Origin of the sequence: Streptomyces sp. NPDC056061, assembly GCF_042266885.1 — a bacterium.
Classification (GTDB): Bacteria; Actinomycetota; Actinomycetes; order Streptomycetales; family Streptomycetaceae; genus Streptomyces.
The window spans coordinates 89,666-111,912 of record NZ_JBHJWQ010000009.1 but is presented as its reverse complement, the minus strand read 5'-3'; the positions used below and the strand labels follow the sequence as shown (position 1 = coordinate 111,912).

General features: G+C 71.2%; 20 protein-coding genes. 4 read left to right on the top strand and 16 right to left on the bottom strand.

Annotated elements, in window-relative coordinates; genetic code table 11:
* Positions 1-31: 31 nt before the first annotated feature.
* The 3 genes from ACFC79_RS16160 to ACFC79_RS16150 form a co-directional block, all read right to left on the bottom strand.
* Entirely contained in the window at positions 32-1,453 is a 1,422-nt protein-coding gene (locus ACFC79_RS16160; protein ID WP_376240418.1) for a family 2B encapsulin nanocompartment shell protein, read from the bottom strand.
* Between the two features lie 675 nt (positions 1,454-2,128).
* A complete protein-coding gene (locus ACFC79_RS16155) occupies positions 2,129-2,461 on the bottom strand; it encodes a hypothetical protein (RefSeq protein WP_376240415.1) in 333 nt (110 codons plus the stop codon).
* A gap of 102 nt (positions 2,462-2,563) precedes the next feature.
* A complete protein-coding gene (locus tag ACFC79_RS16150) occupies positions 2,564-3,409 on the bottom strand; it encodes a helix-turn-helix domain-containing protein (RefSeq protein ID WP_376240413.1) in 846 nt (281 codons plus the stop codon).
* Between the two features lie 266 nt (positions 3,410-3,675).
* Between ACFC79_RS16150 and ACFC79_RS16145 the strand changes: the two genes are divergently transcribed.
* Genes ACFC79_RS16145 through ACFC79_RS16135 form a run of 3 tightly spaced genes read left to right on the top strand, consistent with a single transcriptional unit; the run spans position 3,676 to position 6,998 of the window.
* Positions 3,676-3,813 (top strand): albusnodin family lasso peptide, encoded by a 138-nt coding sequence (locus ACFC79_RS16145; protein ID WP_376240411.1) that lies wholly within the window; start codon positions 3,676-3,678, stop codon positions 3,811-3,813.
* Between the two features lie 10 nt (positions 3,814-3,823).
* Positions 3,824-6,430 carry a lasso peptide biosynthesis B2 protein gene (locus ACFC79_RS16140; protein ID WP_376240408.1) on the top strand — a complete coding sequence of 869 codons (2,607 nt, stop codon included), beginning with the start codon at positions 3,824-3,826 and terminating at the stop codon, positions 6,428-6,430.
* Positions 6,324-6,998: a GNAT family N-acetyltransferase gene (locus ACFC79_RS16135; protein WP_376240406.1), complete on the top strand. Its 675-nt coding sequence runs from the start codon at positions 6,324-6,326 to the stop codon at positions 6,996-6,998. The genes ACFC79_RS16140 and ACFC79_RS16135 overlap by 107 nt, the downstream gene beginning before the upstream one ends.
* A 15-nt stretch (positions 6,999-7,013) precedes the next feature.
* On the opposite strand, the gene ACFC79_RS16130 is transcribed toward ACFC79_RS16135, so the two are convergent.
* From ACFC79_RS16130 to ACFC79_RS16100, 7 genes are all read right to left on the bottom strand, one after another.
* Complete coding sequence (locus ACFC79_RS16130) at positions 7,014-7,184, bottom strand: hypothetical protein (RefSeq protein ID WP_376240404.1); 171 nt, start codon at positions 7,182-7,184, stop codon at positions 7,014-7,016.
* Between the two features lie 21 nt (positions 7,185-7,205).
* Positions 7,206-7,352, bottom strand: a complete 147-nt coding sequence (locus ACFC79_RS16125) for a hypothetical protein (RefSeq protein WP_376240402.1) — start codon at positions 7,350-7,352, stop codon at positions 7,206-7,208.
* Positions 7,353-7,661: 309 nt separating this feature from the next.
* A complete protein-coding gene (gap, locus tag ACFC79_RS16120) occupies positions 7,662-8,660 on the bottom strand; it encodes a type I glyceraldehyde-3-phosphate dehydrogenase (RefSeq protein ID WP_376240400.1) in 999 nt (332 codons plus the stop codon).
* A 103-nt stretch (positions 8,661-8,763) separates the two neighbouring features.
* Positions 8,764-9,720: a GlxA family transcriptional regulator gene (locus ACFC79_RS16115; RefSeq protein WP_376240397.1), complete on the bottom strand. Its 957-nt coding sequence runs from the start codon at positions 9,718-9,720 to the stop codon at positions 8,764-8,766.
* A gap of 208 nt (positions 9,721-9,928) precedes the next feature.
* The gene (locus tag ACFC79_RS16110) at positions 9,929-11,281 is read right to left on the bottom strand and encodes an FAD-dependent oxidoreductase (RefSeq protein ID WP_376240396.1); all 1,353 of its coding nucleotides are present in this window, start codon (positions 11,279-11,281) and stop codon (positions 9,929-9,931) included.
* Between the two features lie 41 nt (positions 11,282-11,322).
* The gene (locus ACFC79_RS16105) at positions 11,323-11,760 is read right to left on the bottom strand and encodes an SgcJ/EcaC family oxidoreductase (protein WP_376240394.1); all 438 of its coding nucleotides are present in this window, start codon (positions 11,758-11,760) and stop codon (positions 11,323-11,325) included.
* A gap of 360 nt (positions 11,761-12,120) precedes the next feature.
* On the bottom strand, positions 12,121-13,302 hold the full coding sequence (locus ACFC79_RS16100; RefSeq protein WP_376240392.1) for an acyl-CoA dehydrogenase family protein: 1,182 nt from the start codon (positions 13,300-13,302) through the stop codon (positions 12,121-12,123).
* Positions 13,303-13,785: 483 nt separating this feature from the next.
* Here ACFC79_RS16100 and ACFC79_RS16095 point away from each other — a divergent pair, with 483 nt between their 5' ends.
* The gene (locus ACFC79_RS16095) at positions 13,786-15,369 is read left to right on the top strand and encodes a 4-hydroxyphenylacetate 3-hydroxylase family protein (protein WP_376240390.1); all 1,584 of its coding nucleotides are present in this window, start codon (positions 13,786-13,788) and stop codon (positions 15,367-15,369) included.
* A 223-nt stretch (positions 15,370-15,592) separates the two neighbouring features.
* On the opposite strand, the gene ACFC79_RS16090 is transcribed toward ACFC79_RS16095, so the two are convergent.
* The 6 genes from ACFC79_RS16090 to ACFC79_RS16065 form a co-directional block, all read right to left on the bottom strand.
* Positions 15,593-16,351 carry a hypothetical protein gene (locus ACFC79_RS16090; protein WP_376240388.1) on the bottom strand — a complete coding sequence of 253 codons (759 nt, stop codon included), beginning with the start codon at positions 16,349-16,351 and terminating at the stop codon, positions 15,593-15,595.
* Between the two features lie 322 nt (positions 16,352-16,673).
* Entirely contained in the window at positions 16,674-18,335 is a 1,662-nt protein-coding gene (locus ACFC79_RS16085; protein ID WP_376240385.1) for a thiamine pyrophosphate-binding protein, read from the bottom strand.
* Between the two features lie 116 nt (positions 18,336-18,451).
* Positions 18,452-19,450 (bottom strand): class I SAM-dependent methyltransferase, encoded by a 999-nt coding sequence (locus tag ACFC79_RS16080; protein ID WP_376240382.1) that lies wholly within the window; start codon positions 19,448-19,450, stop codon positions 18,452-18,454.
* A 112-nt stretch (positions 19,451-19,562) separates the two neighbouring features.
* Positions 19,563-20,240 (bottom strand): prephenate dehydrogenase/arogenate dehydrogenase family protein, encoded by a 678-nt coding sequence (locus ACFC79_RS16075; RefSeq protein ID WP_376240380.1) that lies wholly within the window; start codon positions 20,238-20,240, stop codon positions 19,563-19,565.
* Between the two features lie 101 nt (positions 20,241-20,341).
* Positions 20,342-21,181, bottom strand: a complete 840-nt coding sequence (locus ACFC79_RS16070; RefSeq protein WP_376240377.1) for a TIGR03084 family metal-binding protein — start codon at positions 21,179-21,181, stop codon at positions 20,342-20,344.
* A 2-nt stretch (positions 21,182-21,183) separates the two neighbouring features.
* A complete protein-coding gene (locus tag ACFC79_RS16065; RefSeq protein WP_376240374.1) occupies positions 21,184-22,233 on the bottom strand; it encodes a carboxymuconolactone decarboxylase family protein in 1,050 nt (349 codons plus the stop codon).
* Between the last annotated feature and the right edge of the window lie 14 nt (positions 22,234-22,247).

Sequence of the window (22,247 nt, the reverse complement as noted above, 5' to 3'; positions counted from 1 at the left end):
TCAGCCCTCCTTCGCTCGCCCGGCCGAGTTCTCAGTCACGCGGATGCACCTCGACGTTCTCGAGGATGCCGATCGCGTCCGGGACCAGGACGGCGGCCGAGTAGTAGGTGCTGACGAGGTAGGAGATGATCGCCCTCTCGTCGATTCCCATGAACCGGACGTTGAGTCCGGGCTCGACCTCGTCGGGCAGTCCGGTCTGGTGGAGGCCGATGACGCCCTCGTTGTCCTCCCCCGTACGCATGGCGATGATCGACGAGGTCTGGTGGTCCGAGACCGGGATCTTGCCGCACGGCAGGATCGGCACGCCTCGCCAGGCGGGGATGTGGTGGCCGTCGACGTCGGCGCTGCTGAGGGCGATGCCCCGCTTGTTGCACTCCTTGCCGAAGGCGGCGATGGCACGCGGGTGGGCGAAGATGAACTTGGTACCGCGGCGCATGCTCAACAGGTCGTCGAGGTCGTCCGGGGTGGGCGGGCCGGAGTGGGTCGGGATGCGCTGGTCGAAGTCGGTGTTGTGGAGCAGCCCGAACTCGGGGTTGTTGATCATCTCCTTCTCCTGCCGCTCGCGCAACGCCTCGATGGTCAGGCGCAACTGCTGCTGCGTCTGGTTCATCGGCTGGTTGTAGAGGTCGGCCACCCGGCTGTGCACCTTCAGCACCGTTTGCGCCACGCTCAACTCGTACTCGCGCGGGTCGAGTTCGTAGTCCGCGAAGGTGGTCGGCAGGATCGGCTCGCCCTGGTGGCTCGACAGGAACTCGATGGCGGCTTCACCCGCCTTGTTCGTCGGCTTCTGCGCATCGGTGCTGCGCTTGAGGACGTACGACCGCAGCGCCTCGTGCTGGCCGGCGACCGTCTTGTACGCGCTGTGCGGCAGCGCCAGGACGGTGGTCGCGGTCAGTGTGCGGGCGGTGAAGTCCCACTTGCCGTCCGCCCCCGCAAGCACGTTGCCGCCGAAGCTGTCGCCGTCGGAGAGCCGGCCCACGACGGACTCGCCCTCGTACTTCGCGGGCCTCACCTTGTCGACCCTGCCGTGCACGATCAGGTAGACGTGATCGGCCTTGCGGCCCTCCTCCACGATCACCTGGCCGGGGTCGAATTCCTTCTGGACGAACTTGTCGGCCAGCGCGCCCAGTGCCGGGCCGTCGTCGAACCCTTGCAGCAGGGGCAGTTCGGCCAGCTCCTGCGGGATGACGCGCACCTTGGACCCGTTCTTCTCGAACGACACCTTTCCGTCCCCGACCGTGAACGTCAGGCGCCGGTTGACCCGGTAGGCACCACCCGGGACATTGACCCACGGCAGCTTCCGCAGCAGCCAGCGCGAGCTGATCCCCTGCATCTGGGGCTCGGACTTGGTGGTGGTGGCGAGGTTCCGCGCAGCCGCGGTACCGAGGCTGAGCTGCTCCTGCGCCTGATTCTGTGCCGCCGCGGTCTCTGACGGGTGCGTCTCGACAGTCATCGACTACCTCTCAGTTCATGAGATGACCCGCCTGGCCCCAGCAGGGCAGACTTCACCAACAGCAAGCGGGGTCACGTTACGTATCCATTGCTAACGTTTCGTGACTGTCGAGCGAGGTAGGCGCGCCTGCCGGAGAGCTCGCAATCTTCGCAATCTGCTGTATTATTCTCCATTCTTCGCAAAAGGCACGCCCTGTCGGACGGCGGTCACGGCATGGGGTGGGAAGCCGGGCGCGAGGACGTTCTGGACGCGCTGCTGAATCTCGACGAGGACGACGGCACCGAAGACCGGGAGTGGGATGGGGTGGCGGTTCGATCCGGACCCGTGACCGCGAGTGCCCTGGTCCCGACCGCTTCGCCACCGCTTGACAACGGCATTCCACCGCGAGCGCATCACTCAAGGCGGACCCGCCCGGAAAGCCTCCGGCCCCGTTCGGCGAGCTGTCGCAGGCCAGCATTGACCGCCGGCAGATCAGCGGGCTGAGGCCAGTAATACGCCGGCGCCTCGAAGTACATCGCTTCCACCGCAGTACGCGACGGCACCGAGGCCACGTGGTGAGGGCTTCGCCTTGATGCCGGGAAGGCGCCCACGCCATCCCCTTCCTCGTGTCGCCCCCGCCCGACTTCAGAACCCGAGGCAGGTGGGCGTGGAGGTGCTCGATCTCGACCTCCCGCTTCAGCTCACGAAGGCGGTGGCCAAGAATCTCGGCCAGGCCGCACGCCCGGTCCTTCCGCCGACGCACCCGATCGCAGCGCCCTGAGGACCAGCCGGGAGCATCGCGTAGGAGACCAGATTGCCGATCAGCTCCCGGGCCCCGGGAGTGCCGAGCACGACCTGCCGGACCCGGGCGTGCAGGCCGTTGAGGTCGAGGATGCCGCGGGCCACGGCCGGATCGCGGAGGCGGTCTCGGATGTCTTCGACGCGGGCTGCGGTCGGCGGGCGGCGGGCGTTGCCGCGGGCATGGATTTCCAGCCGGTTGAGCGCGCCTCGGAGCGTTCCAGCAGTCACTGACCGCCCAGGAGATCGCGGAGATCTGCCGCAGTGCCTTCGGCCCTGCGGCCGTGACTGCCTCTGCGGTCGACCTGGGCGCGGGAATCATGGCAGCGGTACTCAGACACTCCGCGTGTGCACGGCCGCAGCCAGCTGGCGGACGGTGCTGGTGCGTGGGTGGCGTTCAGTGAGCTCGGCGACGAGGGCGCGCATGCTGGGACGGTCCCGGACTTCTGCGGGCGCTTCCCGGTGAGCGGAGAGCAGGGCAACCGCCGTCTCCTCCGGCTTGCCCCACTGCCACCAGGCCCGCGCCATGTCCGTGTGCAGCCGGCCCCGGCGTTCGGCGGTGGGGAACTGACCAGGGTGGAGGTTCCTGCCCGCGCGGACGGCCGCGCCGGCATCGCCGAGCCCCCACAGGACTCCGACCTTGTACAGGGCGACTGACGCCGGCGTCACACTGAATGTCTGCGGGGATTCTTGTTGGCCGGGAAGGAGCTTCACGGCGCGTTCGGCCTCGCTGATCATTTCCAAGGCGCGGTCGCGGTCGTCGGCCAGCGCGGCCGCATACGCCACGGTGCAAAGCATCTGCGCGAACGTCGCAGCCTGCACAGGGGTGTTGAGCCCGGCGGCATCCACCTTCGCGGCGGCATGAAGAGTCACACGCTGTGCGGTCGCGACCCGGTTTTCGTGGCGCGAAGCAGGTGTTACGCGCAGAACTGCGGCAAGTGCGCTTGCAGGGATGAACAGCACCTGCGCGAAGTTTCGGATCATGTCGAGGTCGGTGGCGCTGCGGTGTCCAGTCTCCAGACGGGAGACCGCCGAGGCCGAGTAGCCCGTCGCCTTGCCCAGGTCGGCCTGACGCCATCCGAGCTCAGTGCGTGCCCAACGGATCAGGCCGCCGACGTCGCCCGCGTCGATGAGTGCCCGTGCTCTGGGCGATCCCCAGTTCGGTGCATGTGTGCGCATCGCGACCCCCGGCCGAACCAGACGGCAACCAACTCACGGTAGCCGGGCGGCAACTGCACGTCGAGGCCGTGTGCGTGATGCGCAAATGGCGTGCGCCCAACGGGCGCGCGCTCGCTGCCAAGGGCGGACCCGCGGTGTTCTGGACACGCGCCGTCCACCGCGAACAGAAGGCGTGCGCCCGCTCCGGCGAATCCACCGGTGGCGTGTGCGTCGAAGCGGGTCGCTGGACGGCGCGACCATCCGTTCGCACTCCGAGAGGAATGACCATGAACAGCCTGCTCAGCACCGAGACGACGGTCTTCGAAGACGAACTGCTGCCGGTCGAGGTCGGCGGCACCGCCAAGCTGACCGAGGGCCAGGGCCGGGGCCAGAGCGAGGACAAGCGACGGGCCTACAACTGCTGATCCCCCAGTTGTGGTGGTGCGGCCTCGACAGCCGCGCCACCACGCCCCTGCAACCGGCCTGGAGACGATCGTGATCTACGGAGGCTTCAGCACCACTCGAGTCGTGCGCATGCATCCCGTGGGCGCCGAACACATGAGCCCCGCCTCGTCGACCTGGAAGATCGGAGACTCCCCAGCTCGCTGTATGACGTCCAGCGACGGACACCGGCGCGTGTTGGTCCTGGGGCACTGCGGGGCCACCGACCTCGAACTGAGTCGTCTGTCCGACGCCGAGCTGCCGACCGACATCACCTGGCGATGGCCCGGCGTATACGCGGTCATCGAGGAGCACCCGGACCGCGCTGTGCTGCACACCGACCCAGCCTCTGCGTTCCCTCTCTACGTGACGCCCTGGCAGGGCGGTTGGGCCTGGTCGACCTCCGCGCGAGTCCTCGCCGGCCTCACCGAGCCGCTCGTCGACACGCAGCGGCTCGCCTGCTCTGTCCTTACTCCGTCGGTACCGGCACTGGCCGGTGCGAGGACCTTCTTCACAGGCATCGAGCAGCTGGCCCCGGGGAGCCGGATCGAGCTCCCTGCCGACGGCAGCCGACTGCAGGCCACGGCCCGCTGGCGCCCCGGCCCGGTCGCCGGCGTCCCGCACCACCGTTTGCGCACGGTCTTGACCGAGGCGGTGGCCTTGCGGGTGAACGGGGACCCGGTCCTGTCATGCGACCTGTCGGGAGGACTGGACTCCACCAGCATCGCCGTCCTGGCCGCGGTTTCCCTGCCCGCGTCCCGTACCTTGAACGCGATCACGATCCACCCCGAAGGCGACGGGAACGGGGCCGACCTGCGCTACGCCAGACTGGCCGCCTCCGCACACCGCCGCCGGATCCGCCACCATCTCCTGCCCCTGACCGCAGAGCACCTGCCGTACACCGAGATCACCGCTGTCCCCCCGACCGAGGAGCCCGCGCCCTCGACGCTCACCCGTGCCCGCCTGGCCCGGCAGCTGGACTGGATGCGTCAACGCCTGGGCAGTCAGTGCCATTTGACCGGGGACGGCGGCGACAGCATCCTGTTCCAGCCGCCCGCGCACCTCGCTGACCTCCTGCGTCACCGCAAGTGGCGGCGCACGGTGAGCGAGAGCCTCGGCTGGGCACGACTGCGGCACACCTCCGTCATCCCGCTTCTGCACGACGCCGCGTCGCTGGCCCGCAGCAGTCGCCTCGGCGCGCTGCAGAACCTGGCTCGCGTCGTCGCCGGAGAAAGACACCAGGGTGACGGCCGAGGCAACGTGGCCTGGTTCGCCCCCTTGCCGCTGCCCGACTGGGCCACGCCCGCCGCCCGACAGCTGCTGCTCGACGCGGCCGACGAGGCGATCGACACCGCGGACCCGCTGCTCGGCCTGGACACGTCGGTACGGGTCCTCATCGACGAGATCCGCGAGGTTGCCCGCACTGCTGCCGCCGACGCCGAACTCGCCGCCGCACACGGCATCACCCTGCACAATCCCTTCCTCGACCCGCGCGTCGTCGACACTGTCCTGCGTACTCCGATCGAGCACCGCCCGGCGGTCCACGCCTACAAGCCCGTCCTCGGCCGTGCGATGGAGCACCTGCTCCCGCCCGCCGTCGCCCGTCGCAGCAGCAAGGGCAGCTTCAACGCCGACCACTACGCCGGAATGCGCGCCAATCTGCCGGCGCTCATGGATCTGGCCGACGGCCACCTCGCTACCCTCGGACTTCTTGAGCCGGCCCGCTTCCGGCGCCACCTCCGCCAGGCCGCCATCGGCATCCCGATGTCCCTGGCGACGATGGAACAAGCGCTGAGCGCCGAGGCGTGGCTGCACTCCCATCACACCGCCGTGAGCCCGGCGTGGACCACGCAACCATCGGAGCATCCCCGTGCTGACCTGCCTCGATTCGTCACCGCTCCGTGCCACGTCCGAGCCCTGGACTTCGGGCACGTCCTGGTCCTGATCGACTACCGCTCCAACGATGTTCAGTGCCTCTTCCCGGCGGCCGCAGCCCACTGGACGGCAGCCGCTCGAACCGGTCGGCTGAACCCCGCGGCCGCCACCCTGACCACGAAGCTCCTGACCTCCGGGTTCCTGATTCCGACGGCCACTGCCACACCCTGGGACGCCCCCATCGTGGCCTCGCCCGCGGCACCGAGCTGGGGAGGGGCCGAGCACCCCGCCGGTGTCAGCCGGCCCCGGAGCCCTCATCGCCACAGCACCCTCGCAGCCGCCGCTCTGGCATCCGTACTCACCATCAAGCCCCTGGGGCCCGCGAGATGCACGATGCAACGCCTCATCACCATGCTGAACGCCGCCGCGTCGGCGTGCCGCCGACCGGCCACCCTCGCTGAAGCGACGGCCGCGGTCCTCGCCGTACGGCATACGTGCTGGTATTCCCCGGCCCGAACCGCCTGCCTGGAGGAGTCCACCGCCGCCGTTGTCCTCCTCGCCGCGCGGCGGTTGTCCGTCACCTGGTGCCACGGCGTCGCGCCGGACCCCGTACGCCTGCATGCCTGGGTGGAGACTGAGGACGGCACCCCCGTCGCCGAGCCAACCTCGACGCTCGCCTACACGCCCGCCCTCACCATCGGAGGCCGTCATCAGCACCAGCATTGAGCCGACCCTGTGGATCCGCGCCGACGCCTGCGGTCTGGGCCCCTACCGCGCCGACCTTGTCGAAACGTACTGGTGCTGGGAACAGGACCCCGCCCTCCTCGTCGGCTACGGCCGGCAGAGTCCCGAGTCCCTCGAAGCCCGCACCGAGGGCATGGCTCACCAGCTCCGCGGTGAGAACATCCGCTTCACCATCTACGACCTGAGCACCGACACCCCGACACCTGCCGGCGTCGCCACGCTCCTGCCGGACCATTCCGTACGGACCGCCGAGTACGTGATCATGCTTGCTTCCGAAGTCCGCGGCTGCGGACTCGGCACCGCAGCGACCCGACTCACCCTCGACTACGCCTTCCACATCACCAACCTGCGGATGGTCTGGCTCAAGGTCCTCGCTCCGAACCGCGCAGGCATCCGCGCCTACGAGAAGGCCGGCTTCCACACGGCCGGAACGTTGCGCGAGGCCGGGTACTGGCTGGGCGAGGTATGCGACGAGGTCGTCATGGATGCCCTCGCCAAGGACTTCAGCGGCCCGTCCGCCGTTCGGGCCGCGATGGGCGACGGCTGCTGACGGTCGGGCCAGATTTCAGACCACGGCAGCCAGGATGCCCGCGAGCGCGTCGTAGCTGTCCCGGACTCCGACCGAATCGCCGAGGCGGTGGCGCTCTAGGTGTGCTGCCGCAATGACTTTGCGTACATCTGATGCGTCGAGGCCGACACTGCCCAGGTCAGTGGCGATGTCCTCCAGGGAAGCCACGACCGCCTCGCTCCAACTGTCTTAGGTGGGGCCGGTGACGGGGCCGAAAGCAGGGCCGTGGACATCGTGGACGCGCCGTGTGATCTCGCCGAGCTGTCGGTAGTACACCGGCCACAGCGACCGCGCGTACGGGGCGGTCGCGGACCCGACGGGCGACTTGGCCGTCATCGAGTTCGTCGAGGGCAGGACCCTCGCACCGCGGCGACAAGCACACCGTGACGAACGAGCCCGAGTACGGCCGCTGTCGCACCATCAGACAGGCGCCCGCCCTCGCGGGAGGCGGGAACGGGGATGGCGCCCGGTGCCGTCGGCGCCGGACACGAGCAACGGCATGGGGAGCATGAGGGAGCGGACTCCCTCATGCTCCCCATGCCTCATGACCGAGCGCCCCGGTCGGGCCGACTGGCCGACGGGAGCGCTCGCAGGTGGTGCCGGGCGGCGCGGTCGCCGAAGGGCGGATCGCGTCCCGGCGGCAGGTCAGTGGGAGGCGAGGAGTTCGAGCGTATCGATCACGCGGTTCGAGAAGCCCCACTCGTTGTCGTACCAGGCAACCACCTTGATGTGGCGCCCGTCGACCCGGGTGAGGGCCGAGTCGAAGATCGACGAAGCCGGATTGCCCGTGATGTCGGCCGACACGAGCGGGTCGTCCGAGTACTCGAGTACACCGGCGAGCGGCCCCTCGGCAGCGACGCGGTAGGCGGCCAGCACCTCGTCGCGCGTCACGTCGCGGCTGACCGTGGTGTTGAGTTCGACGATCGAGCCCACCGGGACCGGCACGCGGATCGAGTCGCCCGACAGCCTGCCGTCGAGGTTCGGCAGCACGAGGCCGATCGCCTTGGCGGCGCCCGTCGTGGTCGGCACGATGTTGACGGCGGCGGCGCGGGCCCGGCGGGCGTCACGGTGCGGACCGTCGTGCAGGTTCTGCTCCTGCGTGTAGGCGTGCACCGTCGTCATGAAGCCGTGCTCGATGCCGGCGAGGTCGTCGAGCACCGCTGCCAGCGGCGCCAGCGCGTTGGTCGTGCACGAGGCGTTCGAGACGATGGTGTGCGCATCAGGGTTGTACGCATCCGTGTTCACCCCGAACGCGAGCGTGACGTCGGCACCGTCGGACGGAGCGCTGACGAGCACCTTCTTCGCACCCGCGTCGAGATGACCGCGGGCGGCCTCGGCCGAGGTGAAGCGGCCGGTCGCCTCAAGCACGATGTCCACACCGAGCTCGGCCCACGGCAGCTGCGCCGGTTCGCGCTCGGCGAGCACCGTGACGCGTCGGCCGTCCACGACGAGGGCGTTCCCGTCGACGGTCACCGGGCGACCGAGACGGCCGGCCGTCGTGTCGTAGGCGAGCAGCCGCGCGAGGGCGACGGGCTCCGTGAGGTCGTTGACGGCGACGATTTCGAGGTCGCTGTCGCGCTCCAGCAGCGCGCGGAACACGTTGCGTCCGATGCGGCCGAATCCGTTGATGGCGATGCGAGTCATGAATGGTGTCCCTTCGGTTCGCCACCAATGTCCCGTGCCGCACCCGTCTGCGACAGCGGCATGATCGCCACGGTTCACAAGGATCCCGCCACCGGGCAGCGGACTATTCCCCCTGGGTGAAGGTGCGCCGGTACTCGGTCGGCGTCGTGCCGAGGATCCGCTGGAAGTGCAACCGCAGATTGGCACCGGTACCGAGACCGACGTCGGTGGCGATCTGCTCGACGTTCCGCTGCGACCGTTCGAGCAGTTCGCGGGCCAGGTCGACGCGGGCGCGCATGACCCATTGCATCGGCGTGTATCCCGTGTCCTCGACGAACCGCCGCGAGAACGTGCGCGGCGACACCGCCGCATGCCGGGCGAGCGCTTCGAGGGTGAGGTGCTCGTCGAGCCGGTGGAGCGCCCACTCGCGGGTGGCGGCGAACCGTTCGCCGAGTGGCTCGGGCACGCTGCGCGGCACGTACTGCGCCTGACCGCCGCTGCGGTAGGGGGCCGCGACGAGGCGCCGGGCGGCGTGGTTCGACGCGGCGACTCCGAGGTCGCCGCGCAGGATGTGCAGGCACAGGTCGATGCCCGAGGCGGCGCCGGCCGAGGTCAGCACACTGCCCTCGTCGACGAACAGCACGTTCTCGTCGACCCGCACGAGCGGATGCCGTGCCACCAGCGCCCGGGTGTAGTGCCAGTGCGTCGTGGCGCGTTTGCCGTCGAGCAGACCCGTGGCGGCGAGCGCGAAGGCGCCCGTCGAGATGGCGGCGAGCCGCGCGCCCCGGGCATGGGCGGCGCCCAGTGCGTCCAGGACGGCCCGCGGGGGGTCGTCGCGGTCCGGATTCCGGTAGCCGGGGACGAAGACGATGTCAGCCCACGCCAGTGCGTCGAGGCCGTGGGCGACGCCGTACGACAGGCCGTCGCCGCCGGTCACGAGGCCGGGCGCCGCCCCGCACACCCGCACCTCGTACGGCATGCTCGCGCGGGTCGAGAAGACCTGCGCGGGAATTCCGACATCGAGCGGTTTCGCGCCCTCGAGCACGAGGACGGCGACGCGATACAGGCGGGAGGCTGGCACAGGAGCGAGGTTACGCGGGGTACGCGGAGTACCGCCCGAGTGGGAACGGGCGGACGTCGGTGCCGCGAGACCGGCTCATTGCCGCTCACGCGCGTATTCAGCACGCATTCGACGCGTATCCGGGGCGCATCCGGGGCGCATCCGGGTGCGGGCACGGGGCCGGGACCGGTCGGGCGTCCCGGCCCCGTGCCATGGGCGAGGTGCGGTGTCAGGAGGCGACGAGTGCCGGGCGGCTCTGCCGCGAACCGCGCATCACCCGGAACATCATGCGCGGGCTCATCAGCGCCTGCGGGGGCTCGACGAGGCCGGCCACCTTCATGAAGGTGCCGGTGACCTCCCCGTCGTGGACGGCCGCCGCCTGGAGCCGGGCCATGTAGGCACCACCCATCCGGACCTTGGCCGTGCGGCGTCCCTCCACCTCCGGGAAGCCGAGGTCGGCACCGGCCGAGAAGTCCCACGGCACGTCGACGACCCGGGCGATGTCACCGAGGAACGCCGCCGGGTCCGGCACCGGTCCGCGACGCAGGTGGGTGCGGAGCACGAGGGCCTCCAGCGCGGAGACCGTCATGCCCTGCCCGTAGACCGGGTTGAAGCTGCACGCCGCGTCCCCCAGTACCAGGAACCGGCCCGGGAACCGGTCGAGTTGCTCGTAGCGGCGCCGCACGCTCGCCGGGTAGCGGAAGACCGTACCGTCGCCGACCGGTTCGGCATCCTGCAGGACGTCGTGGATGTCGCTCACCGGCAGGGTCTTCGTCCAGGCGAGGAAGCCTTCGAGTTCGGCGGGCGCGCTGTCGCCCAGCACCCCGGTGAGGGACACCACGATCAGGCCGTCCTCGATGCGGGAGAGGAACGCCCCGCGCGGGTGACTGGGCGAGGACACCGGATTGATGGAGAGGTCGCCGTGCAGCACCGACGGGTCGGGCAGGCGGAACCGCCGGGTCGTGTAGCTGAGGTCGATCTGGATGCGCTCCTCCTCGGGGCGCGCGTAGCCGAGTTCCTCCAGCCAGACCGGGGTGCGCGAGGCACGGCCGGTGGCATCGACCACGAGGTCGGCCTCCAGGACGCGTTCCTCCGCCCCGGGCCGACGGCTCCGCACCCTGACCCCCGTCACGGTGGTGCGGGCGTCGTCGGTGACCGGGCCGACGATGTCGTGCAGGTCCGTGAAGGTGACGTTCTGGATCTCGGCGACGCGTGCCCGTACCCGGCTCTCCAGGAGGGGCCGGGTCGCCGAGACGCAGACCAGGCCGGTGGTGGACGGTCGCAGGCGGCGGCCGTTGAAGTACCAGCGCAGTTCGCCCAGGTCGCCGGTGGGAATGCCGGCGGCGACGGCGTCCTCGGTGAATCCGGGGAACAGTTCGTCGAGTATCTGCTGGCCCCGGGCGAGCAGGCCGTGGACGTGCCGGCCCTGGGGCACGCCCCGACGGGCTTCCGCGCCGGGGGACATGTCGTCGCGCTCCACGATGACGACATCGCGATATGTGTCGGCGAGCACCCGTGCGGCCAGCAGGCCGGCCATGCTGCCGCCGAGTACCACCGCGCGGTCGCCGGTCGGGACGGCCATCGCGGTCACCTCCTTCGATTCGTGTGGGTGTCGGAACGGGGTCAGGCTGTGTCGCGCGGGCTGTTCTGGTACGCGGCGAGCAGCCACTGGCCGCCGCGCTTGACCACGACCCAGGAGGCGTGGACGGCGCGCTCGGGGCTCGGCTCGGTCTCACCGGGGGCGAGGATGCCGCCGCGGGTGATGAGGATGCCGGACTCGGCGTCGGCGAAGCGGATGTCGACCGGGGTGCCGGTGACCCGGGTGCCCTTGAACGGACCGGCGAAGGCGTTCGCCATGAAGGTCCGGATGGCATCCCGGCCCTGCTCGAAGAAACCGGGAAGGATCATGGTCCCGTCGGGGGTGAAGACCTCGGCGAACGCGTCGGCGTCGTGTGCGGCCCAGGCGGCGACGATGCGACCGGGCAGGGCGGCCACGGCCGCCTTGTCCTCGGCCGGGATCTCGACGGCGGCAGCGGGGTCGGGGGCGGTCTGTGTGGTCATGGTGGTCTGCTCCTCGTTCGGGGTTGGTCGCGGGGCTGTTCCCGGGATCGGATCAAGGTTTGTGTACTTGTTTGCGGCAATGTTTGTGGCGATGTTTGTGGCGATGTTTACGCCTGTGTTTGCGGTGAGGTTTGCGACAAGGTTTACTTCCGGGTTCGCGTACGGGTTTGTGTTCAGGGTTGTGTTCAGGGTTGTGCTCAGGGTTGTACTCAGGTTTGCGTTCGTGCTTGCGTACAGGCTTGCTTTCGTACCCGTTTCGAGATTTACATTCGGGTTTGTGACGAGGATTGGGCCCGGATTCGTTCCGGTGCTCGCGGCCGGCTGCCGTGACAGGATCCGACGCCCGCCCCTGACGGCCGGTCAGATGTAGAGGGTGTTGGGCTCCTGCCCGCACAGGACACGGCCGTACAGCTCGGTGTTGGTGCTCGGGTTCATCAGGGCGTGCAGGTTGATGGCCTGGATGTCGCGGACGATGCGCTGGATGGGTACGTCCCGGTAGATGGAGGACCCACCGCTCGCGGAGGCCAGCAGGTCCACCGCCTCCTTGGCGAGCTTGCACACCGCGCCCAGGTCGGCGCGGGCGCGGGCCCGTTCCTCCAGCGACCACTCCTCCCCGGCCTCGCCCTTGCCGTCGACGAGGGAGGTCAGGCGGTGTGCGTGGAACTCCGCCCGGTCGGTCCTGAAGGCGGCTTCGGCGACCTGGTGGTGGGTGAGCGGCGCCTCGGCCTGCTGGGCGTAGGCGGTGTAGGTGATCGTGCGGCCGGGCAGCCGCTCGAAGAAGGCGTCCCTGGCGGCCCGCGCGAGGCCGAGGGCGGTGCCGACGGACGAGGCGGAGGCGACGGGCAGCAGCGGAGAACGGTAGACCGGCGCGTCCGCGTTGAGCTCCGAGGCGCCCTGTCCCTGGAGGATCGCGCCGAGCGGCAGCACCCGCTCCTGCGGCACGAAGAGGTCCTGGGCGACCGTGCTGACGCTGCCCGTACCGCACAGGCCCGAGGTGTCCCAGTCGTCGATCAGCCGCAGGTCGCCGATGGGGACGAGGGCCATGACCGGCTGCGGGGGTCCGTCCGGCCCCTGGAGGACGGCGATGACCTCCTGCCAGTGGCTGTGGTGGGCGCCGCTGATGAAGCCCCACTTCCCGTTGACGGTGATGCCGCCCGGGGCGGGCGTGGCCAGTGCCGAGGGACTGAGGGTGCCGCAGATGCGGACGTCGGGGGTGGCGAACACCTCCTCCTGGACGCCGTCGGGGAACAGGCAGGCCATCCAGGTGGGAATCCAGTACACGGCGGTGGTCCAGGCGGCGGCGCCGTCGGCGCGCCCCAGCTCGGCCGCCACGTCGACGAGGGTGCGGGTGTCGGCCTCGTATCCGCCGTAGCGCTTGGGGACGCGGAGCTTGAAGAGGCCCGCCTCGCCCAGGGCTTCGATCGTCTCGTCCTGAAGCCGCCGGTCCTGCTCCGCCTGCGCGGCGTTCTTCTTCAGCAACGGCGCCAACTCAGCGGCACGCTGCACGAGTTGGGCACGGGTGGGGATGTCGGCGGTGAGCATCGGTGTCCTCCTGGACGTCACGGGACAGAGCGGGCCGTGCTGGAGAGACCGTCACACCGGCAGGCGGGGCGGGGCACCTTTTGGATTGCGATGTTGGCGAGCTCCCGGGCAGGTCCGCATGACTGCCGAAACGGTCGCCCGTCGGCCCGGTCGGCCGACTCGGCCCTCCGTGAGGTGTGGCACGTGAGGAGAAGACCCGGCTGTCCGTCGACTGTCACGATGGCTGTCCGGCCGGTCTGCAGACACGCCGGAGTGCCCGGTCGGCACATCGGGTCCCGGGCCGGACCGCAGCGGGTTCGCGGCACGTTCCCGACCGGGTCGCGGTGGACCGGCCGTGTGTTCCCGGCCCGCACACCACACACACGCGACCGGCCGGTGGCACCGCACGCGCGACCGGCCGGTGGCACCGCATGCCCGACCCGTCCGTGGCAGGTGTGCACGGCCGGTTCTCCGGACTTCGAGGACTTCAGGGAAGAGGGGCACATGACCGACCAGCACCGCTCCGCCGACGACGGGAACGCCCGGGTTCCGGGCAGTCGGCCGCTCACCGGTGACGAGTACGTCGAGAGCCTCCGTGACGACCGGCAGGTCTTCCTGTACGGCGAACGGGTCAAGGACGTCACCGCGCACCCCGCCTTCCACAACCCGGTGCGGATGACCGCGCGGCTCTACGACTCCCTGCACGACCCGGCGACCCGCGACGTGCTCACCACCCGGACCGACACCGGCAGCGGGGGCTTCACCCACCGCTTCTTCACCACCCCGCGCAGCGCCGAGGACCTGGTCGCCGACCAGCAGGCGATCGCGGCCTGGTCGCGCATGAGCTACGGCTGGATGGGGCGCAGCCCCGACTACAAGGCGGCGTTCCTCGGCACGCTCGGCGCGAACGCCGACTTCTACGCGCCGTTCGAGGAGAACGCCGCCCGCTGGTACCGCGAGTCGCAGGAGAAGGTCCTCTACTGGAACCACGCGATCGTGCACCCGCCGGTGGACCGGAGTCTGCCGCCGGACGAGGTGGCGGATGTCTTCGTGCACGTGGAGAAGGAGACCGACGCGGGTCTGGTGGTGAGCGGCGCGAAGGTGGTGGCCACCGGGTCCGCGCTCACCCACCACAACTTCATCGCGCACTACGGGCTGCCGGTCAAGAAGAAGGAGTTCGCGCTGGTGGCGACGGTGCCGACCGGCGCGCCCGGGGTGAAGCTGATCTGCCGCCCCTCGTACACCGCCACATCCGCGGTGATGGGCAGCCCGTTCGACTACCCGCTGTCCTCGCGCCTGGACGAGAACGACACGATCCTCGTCATGGACAAGGTCCTCATCCCGTGGGAGGACGTCTTCGTCTACGGGGACATGGCGAAGATCCAGATGTTCTCCTCGCACTCCGGCTTCATGGAGCGGTTCACCTTCCACGGCTGCACCCGGCTGGCGGTGAAGCTGGAGTTCATCGCGGGGGCCCTGGCCAAGGCGCTGGAGATCACCGGCACGCAGGACTTCCGCGGGGTGCAGACCCGGCTGGGCGAGGTGCTTGCGTGGCGGAACCTGTTCTGGGGGCTCTCGGACGCCGCGGCCCGCAACCCCGTCGAGTGGCGGGGCGGTGCCGTGCTGCCCAACCCGCAGTACGGCATGGCGTACCGCTGGTTCATGCAGATCGGGTATCCGCGGGTCAAGGAGATCATTCAGCAGGACGTGGCGAGCGGGCTGATCTATCTCAACTCCAGCGCCGACGACTTCAAGAACCCGGAGATCCGGCCCTATCTCGACAAGTACGTCCGGGGATCGAACGGCATCGGCTCCGTCGAGCGGGTCAAGGTGCTCAAGTTGCTGTGGGACGCGGTGGGCAGCGAGTTCGGCGGTCGGCACGAGCTGTACGAGCGCAATTACGCCGGGAACCACGAGAACACCCGTGCCGAGCTGCTGTTCGCGCAGACCGCGAGCGGCCAGATGGACGACTACAAGGCACTGGTCGACCAGTGCCTGTCGGAGTACGACCTCGACGGCTGGACGGTGCCCGACCTGTCGTCGTTCGACGCCCTGCGCGAGGGACGCAAGAACCTGCTCGGCGACTGACGGTACGTCACCGAGCACGGAGACGGCCGCGGAGCCCCCGGACGGGTTCCGCGGCCGTCGAGCCAGTCAGGACGTCTGCCGGAGACCGGGGCCTCACGTCCGGGGCGCGGTTCGTCGTCGGCCGTCGCCGCACCACGACCGCTCACCTGCTGCGCGGCGCCTGCTGCGGAGCAGGCTCCGGGCCGTCGGGTCCACGGGTGGCGGAGGGGCGGACGCCGCTCTCTCACATGCGGTCCCACGCACTCAGCGGTGGGTCCGTGACGCGAGCCGTTCGGCAGCGCCCGAAGGGATGGCCGGGGTATTCCGGTTCCTCCTCGGGGATCAGCAACGCCCACTCGCCGGGCGATGCGGACAGATCGCGTACGAGGTAGCCTCCTGCGGCCTCGTCGCCGAACAGTTCGGCGGAGGTCACGGCGATGTACAGGGTCCAGCCGGGTTCAGGACCGAAAGCATGTTCCGCGCCGGGCCGGCTCGCGCAGAGGGTGAGGGCCGCGAGAATCCGCGCGGCCCGATCGTCGGGCACGGTGGCGTCGATGAGGATCCGGGTGTCCGTCTCCCCGTCGCCACTGGACCAGGACAGCGGCGACGCGAACACATCGCAGAGCACCCCGGCCCGCATGACCTGCTCGCACTCGTGCGCCAGCTGGACACCCGCCCCCAGGCGCAGCAGCCACCACAACACCGGTGCCACGACAAGCCCGAGCACGGCGACCGACCACAGGACCGCCGGGTTGGCCCGAGCCGCGAAGAACTCCGGGACGTCGTTCGGGTGGGTGGCCAGAAGCCAGATGAAGCCGAGATCGAGAACGAGCACGACGATCGGCGGGCCCCATGTGCTGAGGACGGCTGACTGCAGGTGCGCGCCGACGTCCTCGGCCGTGTCGAGACGTGGCACGGGGCGAGTCCGGGCGATGGTGCGCGGCGCGGACCTCGATTCCGCCCACGCCGACGCCGGATCGGCCGGCCATGCCGGACTCGGCATCGCGCGCTCCTTTCGTGCCGCGGCGGATCGGAGGGCTCCTGCGCGCCTGCTCGAAGCCTCGTGGAGCCGATGCCACGACGCCGGGCGGGACCGCCAACGTGCCGGGCCCACGACCCCGGCTCGGGGAACCGATGTCCGCTCCGCCTCTTCTCGTGCCAGGCTATCGGCAGCCGCGCAAGAACTCAGCTGCGCTTGGGAATTGATGGCATGTCAGTTCCCGACCCGTCCGGTACCGCGGCTGTGCTCGATGGGCACCGGGCGCGGCGCCGTCCCTCCTGGACCCACGGGATCGCCCGCCGACGGGTACGGCTGCGCGCCCGGGTCAGTGGCCGGCGAGGAGGTCGGCCAGGTAGGGGGCGATCACCCGGCGCACGATCTTGCAGTCGAGCAGCAGGGTGCCGGGGCAGTCCCGCTCTCGCCAGGCGGTGACGGCTGCGAGGTCGGCCGTCTCGCGGACGGTGACCGCGGCGGCGCCCAGGGCGCGGGCGAGACCGGCGAAGTCGGTGTCCGCGAAGCTCATGGTGGAGCGGTCCGCCCCGCGCGGTACGTACATGTGCTCCTCGAAGCCGTACGAGCCGTCGTCGTAGACCACCACCAGACAGGAACGGCCCGTGCGTACCAGGGTGTCGAGTTCGGGCAGGCCCATCAGCGCACCTCCGTCGCCGAGCGCGGCGACCGTCACCCGGTCGGGCCGTCCGACCGCGGCCCCGACGGCGCCGGGGAGTCCCAGCCCGATGCTCTGGAACGCGGCGCCGGTGAACACCATGGCGGCGGGGTCGGGCACGGACCAGTACATGACGGGCCAGCCGATGAAGTGGCCGCCGTCGAGAACGAGGGTGTGTTCCGCGGGGAGCAGGGGGGCGAGCGCGCGGGAGAGCGTGCGCGGGTCGATACGGTCCGCCGTCCCGGCGTCCTCGTACGGGACGTCGTACCAGCCGGCGGACGCGAGGGCCCGGGTCCTCGCGGAGCGCCATCCGGTACCGGGTGTGCAGGACACGGGATCTCCGAGGCGGTCGATCGCGTCGAGGAGCCGTGCGGCGACGGTCGCGGCGTCGCCTCTCACGGCGACGTCCACGCGGGGGTGCGCGGGTGCGTCGGCGAGGTCGACGCGGACGACGGTGGCCGCCGGGTCGAGCAGTCGGCCGCCGTGCAGGGTGAAGGCGTCCAGGCTCGTGCCGAAGGCCAGCACCAGGTCGGCCCGCCCGATCAGTTCGGCCGGGCCGGGGGCGGAGAAGCCGCCGCAGATGCCCAGCGACCAGGGGCTGTCGTCGAACAGCCCGTGGGCCATGACCGTCGTTGTGTAGAGGGCGCCGATCCGGTCGCCCAGGTCCCGCAGCACCTTGCCCGCTCCGCTGCGCCAGGCCCCGGCGCCCGCCAGCAGGAGCGGCCGCCGCGCCGCGGCGAGCAGGGTCGCGAGCCGCTCGGTCTCGTGCTCCGCGGGGGTTCGGGGAGCGGCGGACGCGAGCGGCGGCGGTTCGTGGGGCGTGGCGGCGTCGGCCCGCGTGCCGAGGAGATCGTTCGGCAGGAGGACGACGACGGGGCACTGCCGCGACCGCGCGACGGCCAGCGCGGCACGGGTCCGGGTCGCGGCCGTGCCGGGGTCGGTGAGCCGTACGACGGGCACGCCGAGGGCGGTGACCAGGGCGCTCTGGTCGATGTCGTGCGGTCGTGGTCCGGCGAGGGGCGCGTCCCCGCTGAGCACCAGCACGGCGCTGCGGTTCTTGGCGGCCTCGGCCAGCGCGGTGACCGTGTTGGCGATGCCGGGTCCGTGCGTGGTGGTGCACACGGCGACCTCGCCCGTCGCCCGGAAGTAGGCGTCGGCCATGCCCATCGCGCCGCCCTCGTGGCGGGCGGCGGTGTAGTGGACGCCGGACGCGGTGAGGGCGGCGGTGGCGAGGACGTTGCCCCCGCCGACGAGCCCGAAGGCGTGCCGTACGCCGTCGGCGGCGAGGGCGGCGGCCACTGCGGTCACGAGGGTGCTCATCAGGACTCCTGGGGTCGGAGGGCCGGGTGAGGGGTGCGGTGCCCGGCCGGGGACCGGCCGGGCGGGTGCGCGCGGTCCGTGTGCGTGCCGGGGCGTGCACCGACGGGCCGGTGCCGTCAGGCGAGTTCGAAGATGACCTCGCCGACCGTCAGCTCGATCCTGTTGGTGCGGATCAGCTCCCAGCCGCCCTCCTCGAAGACCGACTCCCAGTCGTCGATGCGGGGCAGGAAGGTGCCCATCAGATCGTGCCCGAGTTCGAAGCCGAGGGTGAAGACGGGCAGGTCGGTGTCGGGGATGGAGGTGCGCGTGGCGTCCCCGATCAGCAGGCGCCTCGCCGCCGGGAAGACCTCCCGCAGGCGTCGCAGCGTGGCCACACATCTGTCCCGGGGCCAGAAGTCGTGGCCCATCATGAAGCAGGTGACGAGCTCGACCTCGTCGAAGCCGGGGTGCGGTGCCAGGCGCAGCACGTCGCCCCGGACGAACTCGGTGCGGTCCGAGAGCCCGGCCTCGGCGGCCTCCTTGCGGGCGACGTCGAGGGAGGGCGCGGCGATGTCGACGCCGACGCCGGAGGCGGCGGGGAAGCGCCGCAGGACGTCCATGAGGCGTCCGCCGCTGCCGCAGCCCAGGTCGGCGACGCGTGTGACCGGGAAGTCGAGGTTCTCCACCGCGTTCCAGAAGGTCGGGGCGTAGGTGACCTCGTCGATCTCCCGGCAGGCGAAGGCGATCGCGGCCGGGTCGCGGCGGTAGTAGTCGCCCTGGCGGTTCCCGTTGAGCAGCACGCGCGGGATCTGCTGGAACAGTTCGGCGCTGCCCCGGCCCAGCCAGTGGAAGAACGATTTGTTGCGGTACATCGTGTCGAAGCGGGGCAGGGCGGTGACGGTGGTGTTCTCGCGCCGTACGAGTCCGACGGAGGCCATGGCCCGGAAGAGTCCCGTCGTCGCCGGCACGTCCAGGTCGTTGCGCTCGGCGAAGTCCGCGGTGTCGAGCACGCGGTCGCGGTACAGCTCGTCGAGGGCCCCGATCTCCCATGCCGCGGAGATCGCGAAGGCGGCGACGGCGGAGTTGTAGATGGTCGCAACGCTGCGTGCGTTGCTCTGTGCGATGTCGATGGTCACTGCTCAGCACCTCATCCCGGTGAGCCTGCGACGGGGGCCTCCCCCGTCGCCACCCCGCCAAGGCGCTGGCGGGCGATTCGCGTTTCATGGTCCGAGCGGCCCCGGAGAGAGGTCATCTCCGCGGTTGCTCAGCTGTTCCGGCCCGCCCGTCGGGGCCGGATCGTGCGGGTCGAAGCGGCCCCGACGGGCACCCGGCGGGCGCGGCGACGCCCGGAGTCGGCGTGTGTGTGAGGGCGGCGACGGCGCGGTCGTGCTGCGCGGGGGTGAGATCGCGCCGGTGGGCCCCGCAGAGCCGTACGAGGGCGTCGACCGCCGCGGTGGCCGTCGGGTCCGCGTCCTGGTACGGGCACAGGATCCAGATCCGGCCGGTGAACGGGCCGTTCGCGGCCGTGGTGGGCCGGTGGGGTACGTGCCCCGGGTCGATCAGCGGGTTGCCCGGTACGTAGCCGAGGAGGTCGCAGCCCCGCAACCGCGCCTCGGCGGCGACGGCCTCCTTGGTGTCCGTCGCGGCGATGTCGGTGTACGCGCGGCCGAGGCCCCGCGCCTGTGCTTCGTACAGGACGTCGACGACGGTGGCGGCCGGGGTGGCGACCACGACCACGTCGGCCGCCGGGAGGCCCGGCAGCCAGAGGCTGCCGGCGCCGAGTTCCTGGGCGCGGGCGACGACGCGTGGATCCCTGTCGAGCAGCTGCACCTGGGCCCCGGCCCCGCGCAGCGCGAACGCGACGGCCAGGCCGCGGGTGCCGCATCCGATCACGGTCGCGGTGCGCGGGGCGGTGGGGCTGGTCATGGTCGCTCCTCCTGGTGGGCCTCGGGGACGGGGCCGATGTCGTGCGCGTGCCGCGGTGTGTCGCCGCGAGTGCGTCTCGGCGGCCCGTCTCCGTCGGGACATCAGTGGTGGGGGGCGAACCGGCCGGGCGTGCGTCCCTCGCCCGCGGGGCCGCGGTAGGCCTGGGCGATGCCGAGCCAGTGGTCGGCATCGGTGCCGGTCGCGGTGAGGGCGAGGTCGTCCCGGTGGCGCCGCCGGGTGACCAGCAGGCAGAAGTCGTGGGCGGGGCCGGTGATGCGCTGTGCGGCGTCCTCGGGGCCGAAGGCCCAGATCTCGCCGGAGGGGGCGGTGAGTTCGAAGCGGAACGGCTCGGCCGGCGGGGTCAGGCCGTGGGAGAGGTAGCCGAAGTCGCGGGTGAGGACGGCGAAGCGGACGAGGTGCCGCAGCCGCTCGGTCGGTTCGCGCCGCACGCCGAGCGCGTCGGCGATGTCCTGGCCGTGGCCGAAGAGCTCCATGATTCCGGCGGAGGCGAGCACGGCCGGCGGCAGCGGGTTGACCAGCCACGGGACGACCCGGTCCGCGGGGACGGAGGCGAGGGCCGCGACGGACGCGTCGCCCAGGGCCCGGAACCGGGCCAGCAGCACGGCGGGCGGGAAGGCGTTGAACTGCTCCAGCGCGGCGTCGACCGATCCGGCGAAGTCGTGGGCCGCGCCCGCGGCGATGGTCTTGAATGCCTCCGGGTCGGATGCGGCGGTGCCCGCCAGGTGGAAGATGAAGGTCAGGTGGGCGATCTGGTCGGCGATGCTCCAGCCGGGGGCGGGCGTCGGGGTGGCCCAGGCGGCTTCGTCGAGGTCCTGGACGAGTCGTGCGGTCTCCTCGATGTCGGCCGTGAGGTCCTTGAGGACGGCGTCGAGCGCGCGGGCGAGGTCGTGGCCGTGGACGGTGGTCGTGGTGACGGTCATGGTCAGCTCCTGGTGGTCGGGCCGTTCGACGAAGCGGCCTGGTGGGCGGGTGTGGCGAGGCGGGTCCCGAGGTGGCGGGCGGCGCGCAGCGCGGCCCATGAGGTGAGTGCGACGAGGTCGCGGTCGGTGGGGCGCACGGTGCGGAAGGCCCGGACGTCGTCGTCCGTGATCCGGTACGGGGCGAGGGCGGTCAGCAGGGCGAGGGCGGCCACCGGGCCCTGCCCCGGCGGCAGTCGGTCCGGAGCCGGTGCGGCGAGCGCCTCGGTGAGCCAGGCGCGGCCCGGCCCGGGGGCGGTGCCGTCGTACCGTTCGATGTGCCGGTCCACGGTGTTCCTGACGGGTTCCGTCAGCCATGGGGCGACGGCGGCGTCGAGTGCGGCGGCGGACCGTGCCAGGGCTCCGGCGACGGCGGGATGTCCCGCGGCCCAGGCGAGGTCGGCGGGGAGCGGGGCCGGGGGCAGCAGGTCGAGGGAGGCGGCGGGCCGGAGCGGGCCGGGGGTCGTGGGGCGCATGGACCGGGCGACCATGCGCAGCATCGGGTCGCGGACGGCCTGCGGGGCCTGCCGGGGCAGCGGCGAGGCGGGCAGGAACAGCGCGACCATGCGGTTGAGGTAGTGGAAGGTGGTGGCGACACCGGCCAGTTCGGGGATGTCGCGGTCGGCGACGCTGCCGGGTTCGCCGTCGAACCAGGCGAGGACCCCGGCCCGTCCGCCGTCGTCGGCGGTGGGCAGCGTGTCGAGTTTCGCCTGGTGGATCTCGACGCAGTACGGGCAGGTGTTGGCCCGCGAGACGGCGGTGGCGACGGTCTCCTTGAGTGCGCGGTCGACGTGGCCGGGTGCCAGGAGCGTCTCGCGCAGCAGCAGCCAGCTCGCCGCGAGCGCCGCGGGGGCGGGCGAGTGCAGGACCAGGGGCGGTGCGAGGAGGCCGAAGTCGCGCTCGGCCTCGTGGTAGACGCGGGCGACGGGTCCGTGGGCGGCGGCCGGGGCGACGGGGGTGATATGGCGGATGTCGCCCGTGGACTGGCGCAGGGCCGCTCTGATCAGGGTGCGCATGGAGGTCACCTCCT

What these genes read in the sequence shown, in the direction of transcription:
- ACFC79_RS16095 (WP_376240390.1), top strand. Translation starts at nt 13,786, where the DNA reads ATGACCGACCAGCACCGCTCCGCCGACGACGGGAACGCCCGGGTTCCG.
- ACFC79_RS16135 (WP_376240406.1), top strand. Translation starts at nt 6,324, where the DNA reads ATGCCTGGGTGGAGACTGAGGACGGCACCCCCGTCGCCGAGCCAACCT.
- ACFC79_RS16125 (WP_376240402.1), bottom strand. Translation starts at nt 7,352, where the DNA reads ATGACGGCCAAGTCGCCCGTCGGGTCCGCGACCGCCCCGTACGCGCGG.
- ACFC79_RS16150 (WP_376240413.1), bottom strand. Translation starts at nt 3,409, where the DNA reads ATGCGCACACATGCACCGAACTGGGGATCGCCCAGAGCACGGGCACTC.
- ACFC79_RS16075 (WP_376240380.1), bottom strand. Translation starts at nt 20,240, where the DNA reads ATGACCAGCCCCACCGCCCCGCGCACCGCGACCGTGATCGGATGCGGC.
- ACFC79_RS16085 (WP_376240385.1), bottom strand. Translation starts at nt 18,335, where the DNA reads ATGAGCACCCTCGTGACCGCAGTGGCCGCCGCCCTCGCCGCCGACGGC.
- gap (WP_376240400.1), bottom strand. Translation starts at nt 8,660, where the DNA reads ATGACTCGCATCGCCATCAACGGATTCGGCCGCATCGGACGCAACGTG.
- ACFC79_RS16090 (WP_376240388.1), bottom strand. Translation starts at nt 16,351, where the DNA reads ATGCCGAGTCCGGCATGGCCGGCCGATCCGGCGTCGGCGTGGGCGGAA.
- ACFC79_RS16065 (WP_376240374.1), bottom strand. Translation starts at nt 22,233, where the DNA reads ATGCGCACCCTGATCAGAGCGGCCCTGCGCCAGTCCACGGGCGACATC.
- ACFC79_RS16110 (WP_376240396.1), bottom strand. Translation starts at nt 11,281, where the DNA reads ATGGCCGTCCCGACCGGCGACCGCGCGGTGGTACTCGGCGGCAGCATG.
- ACFC79_RS16105 (WP_376240394.1), bottom strand. Translation starts at nt 11,760, where the DNA reads ATGACCACACAGACCGCCCCCGACCCCGCTGCCGCCGTCGAGATCCCG.
- ACFC79_RS16070 (WP_376240377.1), bottom strand. Translation starts at nt 21,181, where the DNA reads ATGACCGTCACCACGACCACCGTCCACGGCCACGACCTCGCCCGCGCG.
- ACFC79_RS16100 (WP_376240392.1), bottom strand. Translation starts at nt 13,302, where the DNA reads ATGCTCACCGCCGACATCCCCACCCGTGCCCAACTCGTGCAGCGTGCC.
- ACFC79_RS16160 (WP_376240418.1), bottom strand. Translation starts at nt 1,453, where the DNA reads ATGACTGTCGAGACGCACCCGTCAGAGACCGCGGCGGCACAGAATCAG.
- ACFC79_RS16145 (WP_376240411.1), top strand. Translation starts at nt 3,676, where the DNA reads ATGAACAGCCTGCTCAGCACCGAGACGACGGTCTTCGAAGACGAACTG.